At 72.2% G+C, this 23,171-nt stretch carries 23 protein-coding genes; 8 read left to right on the forward strand and 15 right to left on the reverse strand.

Annotated elements, in window-relative coordinates:
- Positions 1–58 precede the first annotated feature (58 nt).
- Positions 59–766, forward strand: coding sequence for an O-methyltransferase (locus tag RCO28_RS07280; RefSeq protein WP_308940310.1), 708 nt, complete (start codon positions 59–61; stop codon positions 764–766).
- 232 nt (positions 767–998) lie between these two features.
- Here RCO28_RS07280 and RCO28_RS07285 read toward each other — a convergent pair whose 3' ends face one another.
- Positions 999–1,166 carry a DUF3117 domain-containing protein gene (locus RCO28_RS07285; RefSeq protein ID WP_282532901.1) on the reverse strand — a complete coding sequence of 56 codons (168 nt, stop codon included), beginning with the start codon at positions 1,164–1,166 and terminating at the stop codon, positions 999–1,001.
- A 359-nt stretch (positions 1,167–1,525) separates the two neighbouring features.
- On the opposite strand from RCO28_RS07285, the gene RCO28_RS07290 reads away from it, so the two are divergent.
- On the forward strand, positions 1,526–2,326 hold the full coding sequence (locus tag RCO28_RS07290; protein ID WP_308940311.1) for an enoyl-CoA hydratase-related protein: 801 nt from the start codon (positions 1,526–1,528) through the stop codon (positions 2,324–2,326).
- Between the two features lie 25 nt (positions 2,327–2,351).
- Here RCO28_RS07290 and RCO28_RS07295 read toward each other — a convergent pair whose 3' ends face one another.
- Both RCO28_RS07295 and RCO28_RS07300 read right to left on the reverse strand, forming a co-directional pair.
- Positions 2,352–2,936, reverse strand: a complete 585-nt coding sequence (locus RCO28_RS07295) for a DNA-3-methyladenine glycosylase I (RefSeq protein WP_308940127.1) — start codon at positions 2,934–2,936, stop codon at positions 2,352–2,354.
- A complete protein-coding gene (locus tag RCO28_RS07300) occupies positions 2,933–3,376 on the reverse strand; it encodes a cell division protein DivIVA (RefSeq protein WP_308940312.1) in 444 nt (147 codons plus the stop codon). The genes RCO28_RS07295 and RCO28_RS07300 overlap by 4 nt, the downstream gene beginning before the upstream one ends.
- 196 nt (positions 3,377–3,572) lie before the next feature.
- Here RCO28_RS07300 and folP point away from each other — a divergent pair, with 196 nt between their 5' ends.
- Positions 3,573–4,442 (forward strand): dihydropteroate synthase, encoded by an 870-nt coding sequence (folP, locus tag RCO28_RS07305; RefSeq protein ID WP_308940128.1) that lies wholly within the window; start codon positions 3,573–3,575, stop codon positions 4,440–4,442.
- Between the two features lie 109 nt (positions 4,443–4,551).
- On the opposite strand, the gene RCO28_RS07310 is transcribed toward folP, so the two are convergent.
- On the reverse strand, positions 4,552–5,301 hold the full coding sequence (locus tag RCO28_RS07310) for a TIGR00730 family Rossman fold protein (RefSeq protein ID WP_308940129.1): 750 nt from the start codon (positions 5,299–5,301) through the stop codon (positions 4,552–4,554).
- A 166-nt stretch (positions 5,302–5,467) separates the two neighbouring features.
- Positions 5,468–6,556 (reverse strand): succinyl-diaminopimelate desuccinylase, encoded by a 1,089-nt coding sequence (gene dapE, locus RCO28_RS07315; RefSeq protein ID WP_308940130.1) that lies wholly within the window; start codon positions 6,554–6,556, stop codon positions 5,468–5,470.
- 74 nt (positions 6,557–6,630) lie between these two features.
- Between dapE and RCO28_RS07320 the strand changes: the two genes are divergently transcribed.
- Both RCO28_RS07320 and RCO28_RS07325 read left to right on the forward strand, forming a co-directional pair.
- The gene (locus RCO28_RS07320; RefSeq protein WP_308940131.1) at positions 6,631–7,626 is read left to right on the forward strand and encodes a heavy metal transporter; all 996 of its coding nucleotides are present in this window, start codon (positions 6,631–6,633) and stop codon (positions 7,624–7,626) included.
- Positions 7,627–7,960: 334 nt separating this feature from the next.
- On the forward strand, positions 7,961–8,413 hold the full coding sequence (locus RCO28_RS07325; protein ID WP_308940132.1) for an ATP-binding protein: 453 nt from the start codon (positions 7,961–7,963) through the stop codon (positions 8,411–8,413).
- Between the two features lie 193 nt (positions 8,414–8,606).
- Here the strand turns inward: RCO28_RS07325 and RCO28_RS07330 are convergent, their stop codons facing one another.
- Positions 8,607–9,701, reverse strand: coding sequence for a bifunctional succinyldiaminopimelate transaminase/glutamate-prephenate aminotransferase (locus RCO28_RS07330; protein WP_308940313.1), 1,095 nt, complete (start codon positions 9,699–9,701; stop codon positions 8,607–8,609).
- Positions 9,702–9,806: 105 nt separating this feature from the next.
- Entirely contained in the window at positions 9,807–10,127 is a 321-nt protein-coding gene (gene fdxA, locus RCO28_RS07335; protein WP_187811607.1) for a ferredoxin, read from the reverse strand.
- Between the two features lie 140 nt (positions 10,128–10,267).
- Here fdxA and RCO28_RS07340 point away from each other — a divergent pair, with 140 nt between their 5' ends.
- Positions 10,268–11,266: a GNAT family N-acetyltransferase gene (locus RCO28_RS07340; RefSeq protein ID WP_308940133.1), complete on the forward strand. Its 999-nt coding sequence runs from the start codon at positions 10,268–10,270 to the stop codon at positions 11,264–11,266.
- Between the two features lie 31 nt (positions 11,267–11,297).
- Complete coding sequence (locus RCO28_RS07345; RefSeq protein ID WP_308940134.1) at positions 11,298–12,128, forward strand: transglutaminase-like domain-containing protein; 831 nt, start codon at positions 11,298–11,300, stop codon at positions 12,126–12,128.
- Positions 12,129–12,221: 93 nt separating this feature from the next.
- Here the strand turns inward: RCO28_RS07345 and RCO28_RS07350 are convergent, their stop codons facing one another.
- The 4 genes from RCO28_RS07350 to RCO28_RS07365 all read right to left on the reverse strand — a co-directional run bounded on the left by RCO28_RS07350 (position 12,222) and on the right by RCO28_RS07365 (position 16,547).
- Entirely contained in the window at positions 12,222–14,558 is a 2,337-nt protein-coding gene (locus RCO28_RS07350; RefSeq protein ID WP_308940135.1) for a hypothetical protein, read from the reverse strand.
- 380 nt (positions 14,559–14,938) lie between these two features.
- The gene (locus RCO28_RS07355; RefSeq protein WP_308940136.1) at positions 14,939–15,352 is read right to left on the reverse strand and encodes a DUF6113 family protein; all 414 of its coding nucleotides are present in this window, start codon (positions 15,350–15,352) and stop codon (positions 14,939–14,941) included.
- Positions 15,349–16,305, reverse strand: a complete 957-nt coding sequence (gene mshB / locus RCO28_RS07360) for an N-acetyl-1-D-myo-inositol-2-amino-2-deoxy-alpha-D-glucopyranoside deacetylase (RefSeq protein ID WP_308940137.1) — start codon at positions 16,303–16,305, stop codon at positions 15,349–15,351. Before mshB ends, RCO28_RS07355 begins: the two co-directional genes overlap by 4 nt.
- A gap of 47 nt (positions 16,306–16,352) precedes the next feature.
- Positions 16,353–16,547: a DUF2304 family protein gene (locus tag RCO28_RS07365; RefSeq protein ID WP_282539368.1), complete on the reverse strand. Its 195-nt coding sequence runs from the start codon at positions 16,545–16,547 to the stop codon at positions 16,353–16,355.
- Between the two features lie 221 nt (positions 16,548–16,768).
- Here RCO28_RS07365 and RCO28_RS07370 point away from each other — a divergent pair, with 221 nt between their 5' ends.
- Positions 16,769–18,967, forward strand: a complete 2,199-nt coding sequence (locus RCO28_RS07370; RefSeq protein WP_308940138.1) for a prolyl oligopeptidase family serine peptidase — start codon at positions 16,769–16,771, stop codon at positions 18,965–18,967.
- Between the two features lie 246 nt (positions 18,968–19,213).
- On the opposite strand, the gene RCO28_RS07375 is transcribed toward RCO28_RS07370, so the two are convergent.
- The 4 genes from RCO28_RS07375 to RCO28_RS07390 are packed head-to-tail and all read right to left on the reverse strand — an operon-like array spanning position 19,214 to position 23,147.
- Positions 19,214–20,248, reverse strand: coding sequence for a dipeptide ABC transporter ATP-binding protein (locus tag RCO28_RS07375; RefSeq protein WP_308940139.1), 1,035 nt, complete (start codon positions 20,246–20,248; stop codon positions 19,214–19,216).
- Complete coding sequence (locus RCO28_RS07380; protein WP_308940140.1) at positions 20,241–21,239, reverse strand: ABC transporter ATP-binding protein; 999 nt, start codon at positions 21,237–21,239, stop codon at positions 20,241–20,243. Before RCO28_RS07380 ends, RCO28_RS07375 begins: the two co-directional genes overlap by 8 nt.
- 8 nt (positions 21,240–21,247) lie before the next feature.
- Positions 21,248–22,231 carry an ABC transporter permease gene (locus tag RCO28_RS07385; RefSeq protein ID WP_308940141.1) on the reverse strand — a complete coding sequence of 328 codons (984 nt, stop codon included), beginning with the start codon at positions 22,229–22,231 and terminating at the stop codon, positions 21,248–21,250.
- The gene (locus RCO28_RS07390; RefSeq protein WP_308940142.1) at positions 22,224–23,147 is read right to left on the reverse strand and encodes an ABC transporter permease; all 924 of its coding nucleotides are present in this window, start codon (positions 23,145–23,147) and stop codon (positions 22,224–22,226) included. Before RCO28_RS07390 ends, RCO28_RS07385 begins: the two co-directional genes overlap by 8 nt.
- Between the last annotated feature and the right edge of the window lie 24 nt (positions 23,148–23,171).

Consider the following 23,171-nt stretch of genomic DNA (forward strand, 5'->3'; position numbering starts at 1 on the left):
CTGCGGTTCCCCGTGTTCCCGGCTTTCCTTTCCACCCCTTCTTAACGCCCGGTCCCATCTGCGGGTTCCCGGCCCCAACGGATACAGTCACCGGCAGGCCGAAGGCCGTCGACAACGGGGACAGGAGAGGGCGATTACCGGCAACCGTCAGCCGACCTTGGCGTTCGTGGACGCCTTTGTCGTCGAGGACGAAGCGCTGCACTGGGCCCGTGAGCGGGCCCGGGAGACGGGGCTTCGCCCGGTGTCGCCCGGCACCGGTACCGCGTTGCGGATGCTTGCCGCGACCGCGGGCGCCAAGGCCATCGCCGAGATCGGCACCGGAACCGGAGTCTCCGGTATCCACCTTCTCCACGGCATGCGACCCGACGGTGTCCTCACCACGGTCGACCCGGAGCCCGAGCGCCAGCAGTTCGCGCGCCAGGCCTTCCGCGCCGCCGGTTTCGCCAGCAACCGCGCCCGTTTCATCCCCGGCCGCGCCCTCGACGTACTGCCGCGGCTCGCGGACAGCGGATACGACCTGGTGTTCTGCGACGGCGATCGCACCGAGTACCTGGACTACCTAGCTGAATCGTTGCGCCTACTGCGGCCCGGCGGTCTCGTCTGCTTCGAGGGCGTCTTCGCCGACGGCCGCACGGTCGACTCGGGGCCGCAGCCCGCGGAGGTCGTGAAGCTGCGCGAGCTGCTGCGTGCGGTGCGGGAGAGCAGTGATCTGGTGCCGGCGGTGCTGCCCATGGGCGATGGGCTGCTCTGTGCCGTGCGGCGCTAGCCGTGTCTGTCGGTCGTCCGGTCAGCTCGGGTTACCCGTGGCTCGGTCGCGCAGTTCCCCGCGCCCCTGATCAGGCCGTCCGCGGCTCCGCACGCCGTAGCCGCACCGCCCTGCGTGGGTCGGTCGCGCAGTTCCCCGCGCCCCTCTGAAGGTCCCCCGGGGGTCGATACGACACTGCCCCGGCACGCTGTTAGTGTGCCGGGGCAGTTGAAAAGTGGTGAGCGCTTCCGCCTCAGCCGGCGACCTTCATCAGTTCGTCGCCGAGCGCTTTGGCCTCGTCCGGCGTCAGCTCGACCACGAGCCGACCGCCGCCTTCGAGCGGAACGCGCATGACGATGCCCCGCCCCTCCTTGGTCACCTCGAGCGGGCCGTCGCCCGTCCGCGGCTTCATGGCCGCCATGCTCGTTCCCCTTCCTGAAACCAGCTCATCGCAGCCGGCGGCCCCATGACAGGCGCTGTGTCACCGGCATCGAACACATTGCTTCCCGGCCATTATCCCGCATCGCAGGACCCGATGACCAACATCGGTAGGCATCGCTTGCGCAACGCGCTTGACCAAAACCACTCAATTCGGCGATGTGGCTGCGATACTGCGCCACCTCGCACGCCCTGCCGCACATCGATTGTTTGACGCAGGTCACATGCCGGGGCCCATGCCGGGCCGAGATGATCTCCGTCATGCTGTGCGTGAACGACGCCGAGCAGACCCGCGCCCACGGCCGTGAACGGCCGGGAGCCGCACCGATGGAGGGGACCGACATGGCCGACACCGTGCTCTACGAGGTGAGCGACGGGCTCGCGACGATCACGCTGAACCGACCCGACGCGATGAACGCCATGAACACCGACGCGAAGGTCGCCCTCCGGGACGCGCTCCAGGAGGCCGGCGCCGACACCGCCGTACGGGCCGTGCTGCTCACCGCGACCGGCCGGGCGTTCTGCGTCGGCCAGGACCTCAAGGAGCACATCGGCAAGCTCGCCGAGGACCGGGACGCGGGCACGGGCGACACGATGAGCACGGTGCGCGAGCACTACAACCCGATCGTGCGGGCCCTCACCGGGATGCCGAAGCCGGTCGTCGCGGGCGTGAACGGCGTGGCCGCGGGCGCGGGCTTCGGCTTCGCGCTCGCCGCCGACTACCGCGTCGTGGCGGACACCGCCTCGTTCAACACGTCCTTCGCGGGGGTCGCCCTGACCGCCGACTCCGGGGTCTCCTGGACGCTGCCCCGCCTGATCGGCCAGAGCCGCGCCGCCGACCTGCTGTTCTTCCCGCGCAGCGTCAAGGCGCAGGAGGCGTACGACCTGGGCATCGCCAACAAGCTGGTGCCCGCCGACGAGCTCGCCGCCGAGGCGGAGCGCACGGCCCGCGCCCTGGCCGCAGGACCGACCCTGGCGTACGCCGCGCTCAAGGAGTCCCTGGCGTACGGGGCAGGGCACTCGCTCGACGAGGCCCTGGAGAAGGAGGACGAGCTGCAGTCCAAAGCGGGCTCGTCCGCGGACCACCACATCGCGGTGGAGGCGTTCATCGCCAAGGAGCAGCCGAAGTACCTGGGCCGCTGAGGCGCACGGCATGCGGTCCGGCGGGCTACGCGCGCCGGGCCACGCAGTCCCGCAGGTGGTCGTCCACGAGGCCGCAGGCCTGCATCAGGGCGTAGGCCGTCGTGGGGCCGACGAAGCGGAGGCCGCGCTTCTTCAACTCCTTGGAGAGCGCGGTCGATTCGGGCGTGATCGCCGCTACGTCGGAGTGCGTGCGCGGCACCGGTCTGCCGGCCGCTTCGGGGGCGAACGACCAGATCAGCGCGTCCAGTTCACCCGGCGCCCAGTCGACGAGCACCTTGGCGTTGGCGAGCGTCGCGGCGATCTTCGCGCGGTTGCGGATGATGCCCGGGTCGGCGAGGAGGCGCTCGGCGTCGACGTCCGTGAACTCGGCGACCGCGGAGATCTTGAAGTCGGCGAAGGCACGCCGGAACCCCTCGCGGCGGCGCAGGATCGTGATCCAGGACAGGCCGGACTGGAAGGCCTCCAGGCTGAGGCGTTCGTACAGCGCGTCGTCACCGTGGACCGGGCGGCCCCACTCCTCGTCGTGGTACGCGACGTAGTCCGCGGTGGAGAGGGCCCAGGGGCAGCGCAGCACGCCGTCCGGGCCGGGCAGGGCGGTGTCTTCGGTCATGGTCGCGGCTCCTCGGGGGCGTCCGGTGGCGTGCCCGGCTGGACCGGTCTGTTCGGCAGAGTCGGCGGGGCGTCCTGGGGCCCTGGGGCGCCGGTGGTGTCCTCCGGCTCCTCGACCAGTCCGCGGCCCCCGCCCACCGCTATCGCCTGGGCGCCCGCGAGGGCCGCCTCCAGCTCGGCGATCCGGGCGTCCCGCTCGGCCAGTTCGGCGCCGAGGCGGCTGAGCGCGTCGTCGACGTCCAGCATGCGGTACCCGCGCAGCGCCAGGGGGAGGCGGAGCGCCTCGACGTCGGCTCGGTGCACCGGGCGCGTCACCGGCAGCGGGTCGGTGAGCCGCTCGGGCTCCGCGTCGGGCAGCGCGGTGGACTCGCCGCCGCCCACGACGGCGAGAGTGACCGCGGCGACCACCACGACCAGCGCGATGAGCAGGAACCAGAACACGAACAACTCCCGGGTGCGGGCCGCGCGCCGGTCCGGGCCGCCGGACGCGCGAGGAATGCGGACTGACAGAGTCTTCCTGTCGGGCGCGCCGTCCCGCGGGCCCGTCCGGGCGCCGGGGAGGCTCACCACGTCCGATCGTGCCATGCGCCACTGACAGTTAGGGTCGCAGGCGACCGATGCGAGGAGGAATCAGGGGATGGGCAGCCCGCTGCGGCTCGGACGACGCGAGTTCGGCGCGTACGAGCCAGTGATCATGGCGATCGTCAACAGGACCCCGGACTCCTTCTACGACCAGGGCGCCACGTTCCGCGACGAGCCCGCCCTGGCGCGCGTGGAGCAGGCCGTCGCCGAGGGCGCCGCGATCATCGACATCGGCGGGGTCAAGGCCGGACCGGGCGAGGAGGTCACGGCCGCCGAGGAGGTCCGGCGCACCGTCGGCTTCGTGGCCGAGGTCCGCCGCCGCTTCCCGGACGTGGTGATCAGCGTCGACACCTGGCGCCACGAGGTCGGCGAGGCGGTCTGCGAGGCGGGCGCCGATCTGCTCAACGACGCCTGGGGCGGCGTCGACCCGAAGCTGGCCGAGGTCGCCGCGCGGTACGGCGCGGGCCTGGTCTGCACGCACGCGGGCGGCGCCGAACCGCGCACGCGCCCGCACCGGATCGCGTACGAGGACGTGATGGCGGACATCCTGCGGGTGACCGTCCAACTGGCCGAGCGGGCCGTGGAGTTGGGGGTGCCGCGCGAGTCCGTGCTGATCGACCCGGGGCACGATTTCGGCAAGAACACCCGGCACTCCCTGGAGGCGACGCGGCGGCTCGGGGAGATGGTGGACACGGGCTGGCCGGTGCTCGTCTCGCTGTCCAACAAGGACTTCGTGGGCGAGACCCTGGACCGGCCGGTGAAGGAGCGGGTGATCGGCACCCTGGCGACGACGGCGGTCTCGGCGTGGCTGGGCGCGCAGGTGTACCGGGTGCACGAAGTCGCCGAGACGCGGCAGGTCCTGGACATGGTCGCCACGATCGCCGGGCACCGGGACCCGGCGGTGGCCAGGCGCGGGCTGGCCTGAGCGGTCGGGGTCGACCCCGAGTACCCGGGCACGCAAGCAGGCAAGCACGCAAAAACCCCCGCACGCGCGCGTGCGGGGGCTTTTCCCGTACGGCCGGGGGGGGCGGGAGCTACCGCCCGACCTCCTTCGTCACCAGGGACACCGCCTCCTCCACATCGTCCGTGACGTGGAAGAGGTGCAGGTCGTGCTCCGAGGCCTTGCCGCCCGCGATCATGGTCTTGCGGATCCAGTCGACGAGTCCGTTCCAGTACTCGGAGCCGAACAGCACGATCGGGAAGCGGGTGACCTTGCGGGTCTGGACGAGGGTGAGCGCCTCGAAGAGCTCGTCCAGGGTGCCGAATCCGCCGGGCAGGACCACGAAGCCCTGCGCGTACTTCACGAACATGGTCTTGCGGACGAAGAAGTAGCGGAAGTTCACGCCGATGTCGACGTGCGGGTTGAGGCCCTGCTCGAAGGGGAGCTCGATGCCGAGACCGACGGAGATGCCCCTGGCGTCGCGGGCGCCCTTGTTCGCCGCCTCCATCGCGCCGGGCCCGCCGCCGGTGATCACCGCGAAGCCGGCCTCGACGAGCGCGCGGCCAAGGCTCACGCCCGCCTCGTACTCGGCCGAGCCCACCGGCGTACGGGCGGAGCCGAACACGCTGATCGCGGGCGGGAGTTCGGCGAGCGCGCCGAAGCCCTCGACGAACTCCGACTGGATGCGCATGACCCGCCAGGGGTCGGTGTGCACCCACTCGGAGTCGCCCTCGGAGTCGAGGAGGCGCTGGTCCGTGGTGCCGGGCGTGACCTGTTCACGGCGCCGCACGACCGGGCCGAGGTGCTGTTCCTCCAGCGGGCCCTGTGCTTCCGGATTGCCCATGAACATCCCCTTCCGCTGACACTGTTGCCGTTTCAGCGTAGGCGGACAGGGGTGACGAACAACGTCATTACGAGCAAGATCGATGTGAACGCCGGACGAGGCAGCCCCGGGACGATCACGGACTCAGGTCACGGGCTCAAGCCACGGGCTCAGGCACCGGTCCGGCTCAGGAGGCCAGCCAGGCCCGCAGCCGCTCCTCCGCGCGCAGGATCTCGGCGGTCTGCACGCGCTCGTCCGCCTTGTGCGCGAGGAGCGGGGCGCCGGGCCCGTAGTTCACCGCGGGTACGCCGAGCGCGCTGAACCGGGAGACGTCGGTCCAGCCGTACTTGGGCCGGGCCTCGCCGCCGACGGCCGCCATGAACGCGGCCGCCGCCGGGTGGTCGAGTCCGGGCCTGGCCCCGCCTGTGTGGTCGTCGACGACGAACTCCTCGACGCCGCAGTCCGCGAAGTACTCCCGTACGAACTGCTCGGCCTCCTCCATGCTCCGGTCCGGCGCGTAGCGGAAGTTGACCACCACGGTGCAGGCGTCGGGGATCACGTTGGTGGCGACGCCGCCCTCGATCCGGACGGCGTTGAGGCCCTCGTGGTACTGGAGTCCGTCGACGAACGGCTGGCGCGGCTCGTACTCCGCGAGCCGGGCCAGGATCGGGGCGGCCTTGTGGATCGCGTTGTCGCCCATCCAGGCGCGCGCGGAGTGGGCGCGCTCCCCCGACAGCTTCAGGTGGACCCGCAGCGTGCCCTGGCAGCCGCCCTCGACCTGACCGTCGGAGGGCTCCAGGAGGATCGCGAAATCGCCCTCCAGCCAGTCCGGGTGTGCGTCCGCCACATGTCCGAGTCCGTTGAGGTGGGCGGCGACCTCTTCGTTGTCGTAGAACACGAAGGTGAGGTCGCGGTTGGGCTCGGTGACCGTCTGGGCGATGCGCAGCTGGACCGCGACCCCGGACTTCATGTCGCAGGTGCCGCAGCCCCAGAGGACACCGTCGTCGTCGAGCCGGGACGGGACGTTGCGAGGGTTGTCCGCGATCGGCACGGTGTCGATGTGCCCGGCGAGCACGACGCGTTCGGCGTGACCGAGGTTCGTACGGGCCACCACGTTGTTGCCGTACCGGTCCACCGTGAGGTGCGGCAGGGCGCGCAGCGCGGTCTCGATGGCGTCGGCCAGGGGCTTCTCGGTGCCGCTCTCCGAGGGGAAGTCGACGAGCTGGGCGGTCAGCCGGGCGGCGTCCAGGGCGAGGTCAAGTGCGGTTTCGGGCATGCCATGGACCCTACGTGCTCCGTTCACAAGGGCGTTGTGCGAGCCGTATCCCGGACTCCAGTACGGTTGGCGGCGTGTCCGAGCAGCCCCCCACCCGCTTCAGGCGCGGCCGCCTTCTGCGTGCCGGCGCGGCCTTCGCCGTGCTGCTCGCGCTCGCCGGTTATCTGCTCCTGCAGTACGAGGGCGGCGGCCGGCCCGCACCCGGCTGCCGGGTGGTCTCGGCGGCCGGTGACGGGGGCACGTACGAGATGAGCACCGAGCAGGCCGTGAACGCCGCGACGATCTCGGCGGTCGGCACCTCGCGCGGCATGCCCGAGCGGGCCGTGACGATCGCGCTCGCGACGGCCCTGCAGGAGTCGGCGCTCCGCAACATCGACCACGGCGACCGTGACTCGCTCGGCCTGTTCCAGCAGCGGCCCTCGCAGGGCTGGGGGAACACCGACCAGATCATGGACCCGGTGTATGCGTCGGGGAAGTTCTACGAGCACCTGGACAAGGTCCCCGGCTACTCGCGGCTTCCGCTCACCGTGGCCGCGCAGCGCGTGCAGCGTAGCGGCTTCCCGCAGGCGTACGCGAAGCACGAGCCGGACGCCGCGCTGCTCTCCGCCGCCCTGACCGGCCGCGCCGCCGCGACCCTGACCTGCGGCACCGAACCGTCCCGCGAGCCGGGCGAGCCGGAGCGGGTGCGGGAGGCGCTGGTCCGGGACTTCGGCGACGACGTGCTGCCGCGGGCGAAGAGCACGGACTCCAAGCCCGCCGAGGACGGCGGCGCGCAGGCCGCCTCGCCCACGCTGCGGGTGCCGGTCAGCGCGGCGGTGTCGGCGCGCGGCGGGGACGGCCGGCGCGGCTGGGAGCTGGCGCACTGGGCGGTGGCGCACGCGTCCGCGTTGCGCATCGAACGGGTCTCCTACGCGGGCCGCGAGTGGAATGCCGCGGATTCCGGGCACACCTGGCGCAAGGCCTCGGACGGGACATCGGGCGACACTTCGGAGCAGGCCGCGGGTGCGGCGGGCCCCTCGGGCGGTGCGAGCGGTGCCGCGGACGAGGTAGTGATCACGACCGCCCAGTAGTGCGGACCCTCACCCGTTCGAGGGAGCGGGGTCAGCTCGCGTCGACGCCGCACGGGTCTCGGCGCACGTACGTCCGACACTCCTCCGCGAGATCGTCAATTCCCTTGCGTACCAAGCGAAGTGAGGATTCTGCAGAGCGGCCCGCACGGACACCCATTCGGCATTGTTCGTCCGGTTTTAGTCGCAGCCGATAATGCGACGCATTACCAACTCTTTACGTTGCCGTCCCGCAACCTTCGACGGCTTCGAGCGGTAGTCACGGCGTCCGTACGCCGGTCCAGGCCGGAGGCACCACGCGGACACACCAACTGTCTTCCGTCACACAAGGAGCACCATGTCCCTCCCCCTGACCCGCCGGATCGCCCGTGCCGCGCTGCTCAGCGCAGCGGGAGCAGTTTCCGTGGTCGGTGCGGCCGGCTCCGCGAGCGCCGTCGACCTGCCGGGCGCACCCGGCAGCCTCGGTGGCGTGACCGCCCCGGACAGCGGCGGCGTCGGCAACACCGTCGAGGGTGCCGCCGACAACGTCTCCGGGCTCGCGGGCAACGCGAGCGACAAGGCCACCGGGAAGGCCGTGCCGTCGGCGGGCAAGAAGGCGGGCAGCACCGTCGGCAAGACCAGCAAGACCGTCGGCAAGACCGGCAAGAGCACCGCTCCGGTCGCGAAGAAGGCCGCGGGCGGGCTGGTCGGTGGCGCGACCGAGACGCTCGGTGAGACGGCGGGCTCCGCCACGCAGAACGAGCTGCCGGTCGAGACGCTGCCCACGGGTGGGCTGCCGTCGCTCGGCTAGTCACTGCGTGCGGCGTACGACGAGGGGCCCGGGGAGCGTTCTCCCCGGGCCCCACTGCGCTTCTCCCCGCCCCGCCCCTTCCCGAGATCCTGCGGAGCCTCGGGGGCTCCGCCCCCGGACCCCCGCTCCTCAATCGCCGGAGGGGCTGAATTTTGCCGCCGGAGGGGCTAAAAGGCACACGGGGGCTGAAAGATCAGCCCAGCCTCCGCACAGCCTCCGAGACCCGCTCGTCCGTCGCCGTGAACGCGACGCGGACGAAGCGGTCGCCCGCCGGGCCGTAGAAGTCGCCGGGGGCCACGAGGATGCCGCGTTCCGCGAGGTGGGCCACCGTCGACCAGCAGTCCTCGTCGCGCGTGGCCCACAGGTACAGGCTGGCCTCGCTGTGCTCGATGCGGAAGCCGTGGCCGAGCAGGGCCTCGCGCAGGGCGGTGCGCCGGGCCGCGTACCGGGCGCGCTGTTCGGTGACGTGGGTGTCGTCGCCGAGGGCCGCGATCGTGGCCGCCTGCACCGGGGCCGGCGTCATCATGCCGCCGTGCTTGCGGATCTGGAGCAGCTCGCCGAGGACCGCCGGGTCGCCCGCGAGGAACGCCGCGCGGTAACCGGCCAGGTTGGAGCGCTTCGAGAGCGAGTGGACGGCGACGATGCCCTCGTGGGAGCCGCCGCACACGTCCGGGTGCAGCACCGAGACCGGCTCCGCCTCCCAGCCGAGCTCCAGGTAGCACTCGTCGGAGATGAGCAGCACGCCGTGCGCGCGGGCCCAGGCGACCGTGCGGGTCAGCTCGTCCTTGGAGAGGACCCGACCGGTCGGGTTGGAGGGCGAGTTGAGCCAGAGCAGCTTCAGGCCGGCCGGGTCGAGCTCCGTCGGGTCGTCGTACGCCACGTACTCGGCGCGGGCCAGGCGGGCGCCCACCTCGTACGTCGGGTAGGCGAGGCGCGGGTAGGCCACAGTGTCGCCGGGGCCGAGGCCCAGCTGGGTGGGGAGCCAGGCGACGAGTTCCTTGGAGCCGACGACCGGCAGGACGCCCTGGTGGGTCATCCCGCGGGCGCCCAGGCGGCGCTCGCACCAGCCGGTGATCGCGTCGCGCAGCTCGGGCGTGCCCCAGACCGTCGGATAGCCCGGGCTGTCCGAGGCGGCCGTGAGCGCTTTCTGGACCAGCTCGGGCACAGGGTCGACGGGGGTGCCGACCGACAGGTCGACGATGCCGCCCGGATGTGCTGCTGCGGTCGCCTTGTACGGCTCCAGCTTGTCCCAGGGAAAGACGGGAAGGCGCGAAGAGACCGCTCCCACGCTTGGACTCACGGGGGTGCTCACTTTCTCGTACGTACGAAAAAACCGCGGTCCCGTGCGGCAGTCGAGGCCGTACGGGACCGGGGTGAGGTGCTGGACTGGCCGTTACTGGTTCTGCGGCGGCAGGCCGGCGATGAAGGGGTGGTCGCGCTCGATCAGGCCGAGCTTGCTGGCACCACCGGGCGAGCCGAGCTCGTCGAAGAACTCGACGTTCGCCTTGTAGTAGTCCTTCCACTCCTCCGGGGTGTCGTCCTCGTAGAAGATCGCCTCGACCGGGCACACCGGCTCGCAGGCTCCGCAGTCGACGCATTCATCCGGGTGGATGTACAAGGACCGCGAGCCCTCGTAGATGCAGTCGACCGGGCACTCCTCGATGCACGCCTTGTCCTTGACGTCGACACAAGGCTGCGCGATGACGTAAGTCACGCTGTCGTTCCTCCTCGATAGGGCGCTGGCGGGCCTCCTCAGGCTCCGCCGCCTGGCGCGCGGGAGCGCGGCGTCGTCGATGCCCGCACCTAGTATCTCCGTTCCGGGTCATGATCCGAACAGGAGGGGCGGACTGAGCTGTGGAAATCATCGGAGGCGGGCTCCTCGAAGTCCACATCAAGCCTACTGACGTGGGAAAACGCGTGTCGGTTCGGTGCTTGAGCGGGACCGGAATCCCAGGTCAGAAGTTCACCGATACGGTCGGGGTTCTCACATCGTGGACCCAGGGTGTGCTGCTGATCACACGCAGGGACGGGGAGGCCGTCCACATCGCGGAATCCACGCTGGTCGCCGGGAAAGTGATCCCCGCCGCCCCGGCGCGTCGCCGCGGACCCGCCGCCTCCTTCGAGGAGCTCGCCCGGGTCACCGCGCGCGCCTGGGAGCCGGTGGAGAGCGAGCCGCTGGGCGCGTGGACGCTGCGGGGCGCCTCCGGGTTCACACGGCGTGCCAACTCCGTTCTTCCGCTGGGCGATCCGGGCCGGCCGCTCGACGATGCACTCGCGTACGTACGCGACTGGTACGCGCGCCGTGCGCTCCCCGCGTACGTACAGATCGCGACCGGCGCCGAGGGCACGCAGGAGGTGCTCGGCGCGGAGCTCGCACGGCGCGGCTGGGGGCGCGAGGTGAGCGCGCAGGTGTGGATCGGCGCGCTCGCGCCGGTCGGCGACCTGGACGTGGACACGGACCTGGTGCGGCTCGCCCGCTCGTACGACGAGGGGTGGCTGCGGCGCTATCAGCGGTTCGGGACGCCGGGGCCGCACGTGGGCCGGGTGCTCGGCAGCGGGCCTTCGACGTGGTTCGCCTCCGTGCCCGGTACGGGCGAGGTTCCGGCGGCGATCGGGCGGTGCGTGGTGGACGGGCGCTGGGCCGGGTTCATGGCCGTCGAGGTCGACCCGGAGCAGCGGCGGCAGGGGCTCGGCACGGCCGTGATGGCGGCGCTCGCGCGGCGGGCCCTGGACGAGGGGGCGTCGGCGGCGTGGCTGCAGGTCGAGGAGGACAACGAGGCCGCTCGGGCGCTGTACGGCGGCATGGGCTTCTCGGTGCACCACAGCTACCACCACTACCGCGCCGCGGAGTGAGCCGGTCCGGATGACAGGGCACGATGCACCCATGGGATCGGAGTCCACGGACCGGCGGGAGCAGTTCGCGCGGGAGGCCCGCGCGGAGCGGCCCGACCTGGCGCTGCTCTGCCTGCTGCTCGCCGCGGAGGGCGACCCGGCGCTCGACGAGGCGGGCATCGACGCCGCGCAGATGGAGCTCGACCGGCTCGCCGGGCTGCTTCCGTACGGCCCCGGCGGCGCGCGCGCCTGGGCCGCCGCGCTCGCCGAACTCCTCGGCGGGCGCTACGAGTTCCGCGGTTCGGCGGCCGACTACCAGCGCCTGGAGTCGTCCCTCCTGCACGAGGTGCTCCGGCGCAGGCGCGGGCTGCCGATCCTGCTGTCGGTGGTGTGGACGGAGGTCGCGCGCCGGGCGGGTGCGCCGGTGTACGGGGTGGCGCTGCCGGGCCACTTCGTCGTCGGCTTCGGTCCGCCCGGTGACCAGGTGCTCGCCGACCCGTTCGACGGCGGGCGGGTCCTGACGGGCACGGACGCGGAACTCCTCGCCTCGGGGGCGACGGGCCGGCCGCTCGACCCGTCGATGCTGCGCCCGGCCGACCCGCTGGACATCGTCGTACGCATCCTCAACAACATCCGCGCCTGGGCCGCCACCCGCCCCGAGTGCTCGGACGTCGCCCTGTGGGCCCTCGACCTCTCCCTGCTGCTCCCCTCCCACCCGGCCCGGCTGCGCCACGAGCGGGCCCAACTCCTTGTCCAGCGCGGCGAGTTCCTCATGGGCGCGGCGGAGCTGGAGGAGTACGCGGAGGTGGTGGAGCCGGTGGACGCGCAGGCGGCGGAGCGGGTGCGGCGGGACGCGCGGCTTGCCCGGGCCCGGCTGAACTGAGGCACCGTACACATGCGTACGGCACGACCTTCAGGGGTCGTGCCGTACGGGTGGTGCGACTGCGGTGGTGCGGTTGCGGTGGTGCGGCGGCGGTCAGTTCTGCTGCTGCGGGCCGATCTGGACGATGCGCTCCGCGGGCGTCTTGCCGACCAGGGCGCGGTTCACGGCCTGCGCCACTAGCGCGGGTGTCACCGGCTTCTTGGAGCCGTCGGCCATGGTCAGCTGCACGTCGTCGAAGGCGCCGCCGTACAGCTCCTTGAGGGCCTCGCGGTCGTAGTACGGGACGAGGCGGGTGCGGTCCTCGCTCGGCACGACGCTGACGAACTTGTAGATCGACTTCTCCGGGCTGAACGACACCGTGTGGGCGGCGTCCGTACGGACCGTGATGAGGCCGGACATCGCCGGGGTGGCGAACTCCTTCATCATCCGGTCGACCTCGGCCTTCGGGACGTTCGGGTCGGCCGCGGAGACCGGGAGCTGGACCGGCTCGGTGGAACCGGTCTCGACCTGGGTGCGGTAGGCCGCCTCCACGGCCGCCACCGAGCCCTCCGGGTTCAGCTGCTTGCCGGACTTCCCGTACGACGGGACGGCCTTTCCGGGCAGGAACTTGATGGTCGCCTCGGCGGCCGAGCCGGACGTGCCCGCGACGCGCTCCAGGGCGTCCCGCAGCTTCTCCTCGTCGGTCGGCATCACCGGGTCGACCACGCGCTCGGCGCCGAAGAGGGAGCCGATGACGGAGACCGGGTTGTAGTCGCTGCCCGCGGCCTGACGGACCGTCTCCTGAGTGTCGACGGTGAGGCCGGCCTGGCTCGGCTTGAGCGTGGCCTTGTCGCCGTCGACGGCCAGCTGCAGCGACAGGTCGGCGCGCTTCGCGATCGCCGCGTCCAGCTTCTGCACGGCCTCGTCGCGGGTGCCGCCGCCGATGTCGACGCCGAGCACCGTGGTGCCCTTCGGTACGTCGGAGTGGTTCATCAGGAGCCCGGCGCCGTACGCGAGTCCGCCGAGCACGACGACGCCCGCGCCGATCAGGACCAGCTTGTTGCGGCCCTTCCTGGCGTTCTCGGGGGCGGCCGACGTGGGCTCGTCCGCGTACGCGTCGGACTCGCCGTGGTCGCCGCCCGAATGCCGGCCGCGCGGGGCGGGCGGGTCCGGGAGCACCGGCGGGGTGTGCCGGGACTGCGGCGCGGACGGTCCGGGGAAGCCGGGCTCGGCCTGCGGTCCTGACGGCACCACGGGGATGCCGCTGGTCAGGGTGTCACCGGAGACGTGCCGGCCACCGGGCGGCGGTCCGTCGCCGCTCTGCGGAGTGAGTACGGCGGTGTCGTCGGCGGCGGCCGGGGCGGCGGGTCCTGACGGGCCCGCGCTGATGCCGTTGCCGGCGCCCGCGCTCTTCTGGAACGCGGCGGGCAGCACCGGGCCGTCACCGGTCGCCGGACCACCGGTCGGACCGGAGGGGCCCGCGGGTCCGGAGGGGCCGGGCCGGCCGGGTGCCGTCGAGCCGCCCGGTCCCGGCCCGAACAGGCTGGAGCGGGCGAGGGGGTTGTCCGTGCCCTGGTCGCCGGGCGCACCGCCGATGCCGGGAGCACCGCCGGGGCCGGGCGCACCGCCACCGCCACCGCCGGGGCCGCGTCCGCCCGGGCCGCCCGAAGGGCCACCGGGACGTGCCTGGCCACCGGAGCCGCCGGGACCACCCGGCGCACCGTGGCCGCCAGGACCACCCGGACCACGTCCCGGGCCCTCACCGGACTCCGAGAAGTACGGCAGGTCCCCGCGCGTACCACCCGCGGACGGGCCGCCGGGCGCGGAGGGCGGGGGCGCGGAGGGCGCGGAGGGCGCGGGGGCGCCACCGGCGGCGCCTGCGGAACCCGGTGCGCCACCGGGCCCGCCCAGTGCGCCGCCCGGGCCGCCCGCCGAACCGCCGGTGGGCTGCGCGGGCTTGCGCGGGGCGAACCAGTCGCTGGTCTTCTCGGCCGGGGCGTCGGCGGCGGGCGCCGGGGCGCTCCTGGGCGCACCCTGGGAGCCGGTCGCCGAACCACCCGAAGGAGCACCGGCGGGAGCACCCGAAGGCCCGCTTCCGCCGGACGTACCGGGTGACTTGCGGCCACCGATCGGCGACGAGGGGCCACCGGCCTCCGCGTTGTCGCCCTCGCCGACCGGCGTACGCATCACCACGGGCGGGATGGGCCGCGAACCGGGGATGTTGATCCGGATGCGGGTGGTCAGCGTGGTCTGGGTCTCCGGCGACTCCTCCGCCGGGGGCTCCTCGGCCTCGGGCTCGGCGCCCTGCTGCCAGGGCGCGCCCTGCGGAGTGCGGTCGCCGCCTCTGCCGCGGTCGCCGCCGGGCGGTCCGTACGGCGGGGTCCCCGAGGGGTACGCGGCTCCACCGCGCCCCTGGGGCCCGGAGGACGAACTGTCAGTTTCACGACTCAAGGCAGGTTCTCCCGATCGGCTTCACCGCCCCGCCGATCCTCCATCGGCACAAGCACTGTGCCAGCGCGGGCAGCTCGGCGGCGCGCACCACCATACTGGCCGCGCGCGGCGCTCAGCGGGCGACCGCAGTCAATCCCATCCGCCCGGGGAGCCCAGGGCCCGTCTTCCTGCATGTTTGCGGGCCCGCACCTCCCCCAGCCTCCGGCCGGGAGGTGCCCCCAGGCACGGCACCTCGACGCACGCCCGAATCACCCAAGTACGTCCCGTACGAGGCCGATCCGGGCGCACGCCGATGCGCCGCACCAACTGCACCCATCAGCCGCTCCGCGGCGGGCGCGGCCTGATCCGCAAGCATCGGGAAGACGGGCCCTGGTGGCACGTCACTTGCCAAGTCGGCCGTCGGGGCGCATCGGTTGCGAGGGCGCCGCGACCGTGGCGCACATCACAGCAACGGCCATTCCGCCCAACAAGTAGACATACGAGCCAAGTCCGGCACCGAACACGAAGTCGCCCTCGGGCCTGCTCGATGTCAGCAGGATCACCGCGACCAGCCAACCGGCACCGGCCGCGAAGCCGCCGCCCTTGGCGCCGGTGGCGCGCGCCCCGCCGTAGCAGACCCCGGCGGCGCCGAGCAGCGCGAGCAGCAACCCGCCCGGGAACCAGGCCGCTTGGATGAGCGCGCCCGCGGCGCCCGCGACGGCGCCGATGGCGATGAGGAGCAGATGCAGCAGGATCCGGGCGGGCTTCAGGGGCTGGGCCGTGAAGCCTCCGGGGGTGTTTCCTTGCGGGCTCACGTGCTGGTCACCGTTCCTCGGTCGTGCTGCGGGTTGTCCGTGCTGTCGGGGCCGTCGGCGGTGTCCGGCAGGCCCGCGAAGAGGTCGGTCTCGCGCTCTCCCGGTGCCGCGCCGGAGCGGCCGCGCACCAGCTCGTAGTACTCGATGTCGAACAGCGGCTGCGCCAGGTCGTTGGAGAGCGCGAACCACGGCTCCGCCACGGCGATCTGGGTCGCGTGGGCGCGCATCGCGGCGGCCTTGCGGGCGGCTTGGGGGCGGCCGTCGATCGCGGTGGTGATGCGGTCGTCGTCCACCACGCCCGGTACGTCGTCGAGCTGCGCGGCCGCCCACGGGAGTCCGGCGAGGGCGTGCTCGCGCAGGTCGGTGAAGAGGCGCTCGCCGACGGACCGGGGCACGCGGTTCCAGTAGATCTTGGCGATCGTGTGCGCGGCGCCGAGCTCCGGGCGGAAGCCGGTGTCGGCGGCGAGGTCGGCGGCGCGCATCGCGACGCGGTGGGCCTGGATGTGGTCGGGGTGTCCGTACCCGCCGTCGGGGTCGTACGTGACGAGGACCTGGGGGCGCAGTTCGCGGATCACCTCGACGAGGAGCGCGGCCGCCTCGTCCACGTCCGCGGACCAGAAGGCGCCCGCGCGGTGGTTCTGCTCGGCGCCCATCATCCCGGAGTCGCGGAAGCGTCCGGGCCCGCCGAGGAAGCGGTGGTCGGTGACGCCGAGCTCCTTCATCGCCGCGGCGAGCTCCTCGGCGCGATGGGCGCCGAGGGTGTCCTCACGGTCCGCGGCGAGGTGGGCGAGGGCAGGCGGAATCACCTCGCCCTCCTCGCCGAGGGTGCAGGTCACGAGCGCGACCTGGACGCCTCGTGCGGCGTAGGTGGCCATGGTCGCGCCGTTGTTGATCGACTCGTCGTCGGGGTGCGCGTGCACCAGAAGCAGACGCCGGTCCGCCAGTTCCGTCATGCCCCCAGCCTACGAGGCGCGCCGCGCGCCCCCGGGTCCCGTCCTCGTCAGAACTTCAGGTCGCCCAGCATGCCCGCCACATTGGTCGTCACCTCGCTGATCGTGGGAGCGATCGACGAGCTGGCCAGATAGAAACCGAGCAGCACACAGACGAGCGCGTGCCCCGCCTTCAACCCTGACTTCTTGATCAGAAGTACGACGATGATCGCGAACAGCACCACCGCCGAAATCGACAGGGCCACGGCGGTTCACCTCCATAGGACGACGGGACGTCGGGACGTCGGACAGCAAGCGGGCGGCCCGCTCGGACCGCCTCAACACCGGGGCGGCGTACGCCAGTTCGGCACACGCCAGGGGTATACCCACCCAGTGCTACGGATCATAACTTTCCGTGTGTCGGCATGGATCGGTGCATGGCAGCACGAGGGGCGCATGGCGGCGGCACGATCAGTAGCCTCGGGTCATGACCTCCCCACTGCCCCCACAGTCGCCGCAGGCGCCGCACGCGCCGCGGGCGCCGAAACCGTCGTTCCCTCGCCGGCACGCACGCACGCAGCGCTTCTCGCTCGGTGCGCCCCGCGCATTCACCGTCTCACCTGATGGATCGCGGGTGGTGTTCCTGCGTTCCCGCTCCGGGACGGACCGGGAGACCGTGCTGTGGGTCCTCGATCTCGACACCGCCGCGCGGACGGAGCCCGCGGAGCGGGTCGCGGCCGACCCGGCGGCCCTGCTGCACGGCGCGGGCGAGCAGTTGTCGACGCAGGAGCGGGCCCGCCGGGAGCGCAGCCGCGAGAGCGGCGCGGGCATCGTGGGGTACGCCACCGACGCGGCCGTGGAGTTGGCGTCCTTCGCGCTCTCGGGCCGCCTCTTCACGGCCGAGCTGCGCGCGGGCACGGCACGTGAACTGCCCGTACCGGGACCGGTGATCGACCCGCGCCCCGCGCCCGACGGCCGCCATGTCGCGTACGTCAGCGGCGGCGCCCTGCGCGTGGTGGGCGCCGAGGGCGAGGACGACCGGGCGCTCGCCGAGCCGGACCCGGGGCCGGGCGGGGCGCCCGGGACCGTGGCGTACGGCATCGCGGAGTTCATCGCGGCCGAGGAGATGGGGCGTTCGCGCGGGTTCTGGTGGTCGCCCGAGTCCGACCGGCTCCTGGTGGCGCGGGTGGACGACGCCCCCGTGCGCCGCTGGTGGATCGCCGACCCGGCGCACCCGGACCGGGAGCCGTCCCCGGTGGCGTACCCGGCGGCGGGCACGCCCAACGCGGAGGTACGGCTCTGTGTGCTCGGCCTGGACGGCTCGCGCACCGAGGTCGAGTGGGACCGGGCCCGGTACCCGTACCTGGCGCGCGTGCACTGGTCGTCGGCCGGTGCGCCGCTGCTGCTCGTACAGGCACGGGACCAGCGCGACCAGCTGTATCTGGCGGTGAACCCGGACACCGGCGCGACCCGCATGGTGCACGCCGACGAGGATCCGGACTGGCTGGAGCTGCTGCCCGGCGTGCCCGCGTGGACGCCCTCGGGGCAGCTGGTGCGGATCGCGGACGAGGGCGGGGCGCGGGTCCTCACCGTGGGCGAACGCCCGCTGACCGGGCCGCAGTTGCAGGTGCGGGCTGTCCTGGACATCGCGGACGAGGACCTTCTGGTCGCGGCCTCGGCGGGGGCGGCCGCCAAGAGCCCGGAGACCGGCGAGACGCATGTGTACCGGGTCAACGAGCTGGGCGTGGAGCGCGTCTCGCAGGAGCCCGGCGTGCACTCGGCGGTGCGCTCCGGCGGCGTCACGGTGCTCGTCTCGGCGCGGCCCGAGCACCCGGGCGCACAGGTGCAGGTGGTGCGGGAGGGCAAGCAGCTCGCGCAGATCGCCTCGTACGCGGAGCGGCCGGACATCACGCCGAGGCTGACGCTCACCGAAGCGGGCGCACGCCGGATTCCGTGCGCCGTCCTGCTCCCCACGCACTACCGGGAGGAGGACGGTCCGCTTCCGGTGCTGCTCGACCCGTACGGCGGTCCGCATCACGCGCGCGTGGTGGCGGCGCACAACCCGTATCTGACCTCGCAGTGGTTCGCCGACCAGGGTTTCGCCGTCCTGGTCGCGGACGGCCGGGGCACTCCGGGGCGAACTCCCGCCTGGGAGAAGGAGATTCGGGACGATCTGGCCTCGGTCGTCCTTGAGGACCAGGTCGACGCGCTGCGGTCGCTCGCCGGACAGTTCCCCTTCGACCTCTCCCGGGTCGCGATCCGCGGCTGGTCCTTCGGCGGCTACCTGGCCGGTCTCGCCGCGCTGCGCCGCCCCGACGTGTTCCACGCGGCGATCGTCGGCGCCCCCGTCACCGACCAGCGGCTGTACGACACGCACTACACGGAGCGGTACCTGGGCGACCCGCACGCGCAGCCGGAGGTGTACGCGGCGAACTCTCTCGTCACGGACGAGGGGCTGTCGGGGGCGGCGGAGCAGGCCTGCCCGATGATGATCGTGCACGGCCTGGCGGACGACAACGTGGTGATGGCGCACACCCTGCGGCTCTCGTCGGCGCTGCTCGCGGCGGGGCGTCCGCATGAGGTGCTGCCGCTGTCGGGGGTGACGCACATGACGCCGCAGGAGCAGGTCGCGGAGAATCTGCTGCTGCTTCAGGTGGACTTCCTGAAGCGGTCGTTGGGGCTGTAGGGCGCGCGCCGCGGGACTGCGATCGGCCGGGACGACATGGTGCGCCCCGGCCGATCCACGGCACCCGCACGGCCGCACGTTCTTCAGGGTGCGGGTTCGTCGTGTCGGGGGTGCGTCGGGCCCGTTGCGGTGTTGTTTCTCCCCGACCCGCCCCTTCCCGAAAGCCTGCGGCGCTTCGGGGGCCAGCCCCCGGACCCCCGCTCCTCAAACGCCGGAGGGGCTGAATTTCAGCCCCTCCCCCTGGGGTCAGGTGCCGTCGGGGACCACGTGCCGCTCCTCCGCGAAGTGGCACGCCGAGGGATGTGCCCGAGGGCCGTCCGCGAAGGACTCCGGTACCGCCAGCAGCGGCACCTCCACCTCGCAACGCCGCTGCGCCTTCCAGCACCGCGTGCGGAACCGGCACCCCGACGGGGGGTTCGCGGGGGACGGGACGTCCCCGGCCAGCAGGATCCGCTCGCGCTGCTCCCGCGCGTCCGGGTCCGGCACGGGTGCCGCGGAGAGCAGTGCCTGGGTGTAGGGGTGCGTGGGATGCTCGTAGATCTGCTCGTCCGTGCCCGTCTCCACGATCCGGCCGAGGTACATCACCCCGACCCGGTCGGAGATGTGCCGCACGATCGACAGGTCGTGGGCGATGAAGACGTAGGAGAGAGCGAACTCCGTCTGGAGGCGGTCCAGGAGGTTGACCACCTGGGCCTGGACCGAGACGTCGAGCGCGGAGACCGGCTCGTCGGCGACGATGATCTCCGGGCGCAGCGCCAACCCCCGGGCGATACCGATGCGTTGCCGCTGTCCGCCGGAGAACTGGTGCGGATAGCGGTTGATGTACTCCGGGTTGAGCCCGACCACGTCGAGCAGCTCCTGGACCCTGCGGCGGCGGTCGCCCTTCGGGGCCGCCTCCGGGTGGATCTCGTACGGCTCTCCGATGATGTCGCCGACCGTCATCCGGGGGTTCAGGGACGTGTACGGGTCCTGGAAGACCATCTGGATGTTGCGGCGTACGGCCTTCAGGGCGCGGCCGGACAGGCGCGTGATGTCCTCGCCCTTGTAGCGGATCGCCCCCTCCGTCGGCCGCTCCAGGTTCATCAGGAGCTTCGCGACCGTCGACTTGCCGCAGCCCGACTCCCCCACGATGCCGAGCGTCTCGCCGCCGCCCAGGTCGAAGTCCACGCCGTCGACGGCCTTCACGGCGCCGATCCTCTTCTTGAAGACGATGCCCTGGGTGAGGGGGAAGTGCTTGACGAGGCCGCGCACTTCGAGGATCGGTTCGGCCTGCTCAGGCATCACGCAGCGTCTCCCTCCAGAAGTGGCAGGCGCTCCGCCGCTCCCCGTCCTCGGCGGTCCCTGGCCCTTCGACCCGGAACAGCGGCGGCTCGTCCGTACGGCAGATGTCCTGGGCGCGCGGGCAGCGCGGGTTGAAGGCGCAACCCGGCGGAATGGCCATGAGGTTGGGCGGCAGGCCCTTGATCGCGTACAGCTCCTGGCCCTTCTGGTCCAGGCGCGGGATCGAGTCGAGCAGGCCCCGGGTGTACGGGTGCGCCGGGGCCTTGTAGATGTCGTGCACGGGGGCGGTCTCGACGATGCGCCCCGCGTACATCACGGCGATCTTGTCGGCGACGTCCGCGACCACCCCCAGGTCGTGGGTGATCAGGATCAGGCCCATGTGGTACTCCCGCTGCAACTCGGCCAGGAGATCCATGACTTGGGCCTGCACGGTCACGTCGAGGGCGGTCGTGGGCTCGTCGGCGATGATCAGCGCGGGTTCGAGCGCGAGCGCCATGGCGATCATGATGCGCTGGCGCATACCGCCGGAGAACTGGTGCGGATACTGCCCGACCCGTTCCTTCGCGGCCGGGATCCGCACCCGGTCCATCAGCTCGACCGCCTTGGCGCGCGCGTCCTTCTTGGACATGCCGCGGTGCACGAGGAACATCTCGCCGAGCTGGTCGCCGACGGAGAGCACCGGATTCAGGGACGACAGCGCGTCCTGGAAGATCATCGCCATCTCGGCGCCGCGCACCTTGCGCCGCTCGTCCTCCCCCAGCTGCAGCAGGTCCCGGCCCTGGAAGAGGATCTCGCCGCCGGTGATCCTCCCGGGCGGGATGTCGAGGATGCCCATGATCGCCTGCGCGGTGACCGACTTCCCGGAGCCGGACTCGCCGAGCACGGCGAGCGTCTCGCCCGCGTCCACGGAGTACGTGACGCCGTTGACGGCCTTGGCGACCCCGTCGCGGGTGCGGAACTCCACGTGCAGATCGCGTACTTCGAGCAGCATCGCGGCTCTCACCTCAGCTTCGGGTCGAGGGCGTCGCGCACCGCGTCGCCGAGCATGATGAACGCGAGCACGGTGACGCTCAGGGCGCCCGCGGGCCAGAGCAGCATGTGCGGGGCGTTGCGGATGGACTGTGCGGCATTGGCGATGTCGATGCCCCAGGACACGGTGGGCGGGCGCAGTCCGACGCCGAGGAACGACAGAGTGGCCTCCAGGGCGATGTACGTACCGAGGGCGATGGTGGCGACGACGATCACGGGGGCGACGGCGTTGGGGGCGACATGCCGCAGCAGCATCCGCCCGTTGCCCGCGCCGAGCGCCCGCGCGGCCTGCACGTAGTCGTTCTGCTTGGCGGTGATCACCGAGCCGCGGGCGATGCGGGAGATCTGCGGCCAGCCGAGCAGCACGATGAAGCCGACCACCGGCCAGACCGTGCTGCTGGTGACCACCGAGAGCAGCACCAGGCCGCCGAGGATCACCGGGATGCCGAAGAAGATGTCCGCGACCCGGGAGAGCAGCGCGTCCCACCAGCCGCCGAAGAACCCGGCGAGCCCGCCGAGCAGGCTGCCGAGCAGCGCTGCCCCGAGGGTGGCGCAGACGCCGACGGTGATGGAGGCGCGGGCCCCGTACACGGTGCGGGTGTAGACGTCGCAGCCCTGGCTGTCGAAGCCGAAGGGGTGGCCGGGCTGCGAGCCCTCCTGGGCCTTGGCCAGATGGCACTCGAGGGGGTTGCCGGTGGCGATCAGTCCGGGCCAGAGGGAGATGAGGACGAGGAAGAGGATGAGAAGCCCGGAGACCAGGAAGATCGGGTTGCGGCGCAGTTGGTACCAGGCGTCCGACCACAGGCTGCGCGGCTTCCCGGCGGGCCCGGTGCCGAGCGGCCCGCCCGGGGTCTTCGCAGCGCCCTCGACGGCTTCGGCCTCGCTCATCGCCAGGTCCAGCGCGCCGCCGCCACCGTGCGGGGCGATGGCCTGGGAGTCGTACGGCTCAGGCATAGCGGATCCTCGGGTCCAGGACCGCGTAGAGGAGGTCGACGAACAGGTTGGCGAGCAGGAAGACGATCACCAGGATCGTCACGAAGCCGACCACCGTGGGGGCGTTGTTGCGCAGGATGCCCTGGTAGATCTGGTAGCCGACGCCGTGGATGTTGAAGATCTTCTCCGTGACGATGGCGCCGCCCATCAGCGCGCCGATGTCCGTGCCGATGAAGGTGATCACCGGGATCAGCGAGTTGCGCAGCAGATGCCGGGTGATGATCCGGCGCCGCGGCAGTCCCTTGGCGACGGCGGTCCGCAGATAGTCGGCGCGCACGTTCTCCGCGATGGACGTACGGGTCAGGCGCGTGACGTACGCGAGCGACACCAGGGCGAGCACCACGCCGGGCAGGATCAGCTCGCTGAACGGCGCCTCCGGAGAGACCGTCGGCCGGATCACGGCCCACTTCACGCCGAACAGGAACTGCAGCACATACCCGCTGACGAAGGTCGGGACGGAGATGACGACCAGGGTGAGCACCAGCACCGAGGTGTCGACGGAGCGGCCGCGCCGCAGTCCGCTGACCACACCGAGGGTGATGCCGACGACGAGTTCGATGACGAGGGCGACGAGGGTCAGGCGCAGGGTCACGGGATAGGCACTGGCGAGGAGTTCGGTGACCTTCTGGCCGTTGAAGGCGGTGCCGAAGTCGCCCTGGAAGATCTGCCCCATGTAGTGCAGGTACTGCTTCCACAGCGGCTGGTCGAGGTAGAGCTCCTTGCGGATACGCGCCGCGGTGGCGGGGTCGGGCGCCTTGTCCCCGAAGAGCGCGGCGACCGGGTCGCCGAGCGCGTACACCATCACGAAGATCAGGAACGTACTGCCGATGAAGACCGGGATCATCTGGAGCAGGCGCCGGATCACATAGCGTCCCATGAGGGTGCTCCCTGCCTCGGTTGC

The organism is Streptomyces sp. LHD-70, assembly GCF_031157275.1.
In the GTDB taxonomy this organism is placed as follows: Bacteria; Actinomycetota; Actinomycetes; order Streptomycetales; family Streptomycetaceae; genus Streptomyces.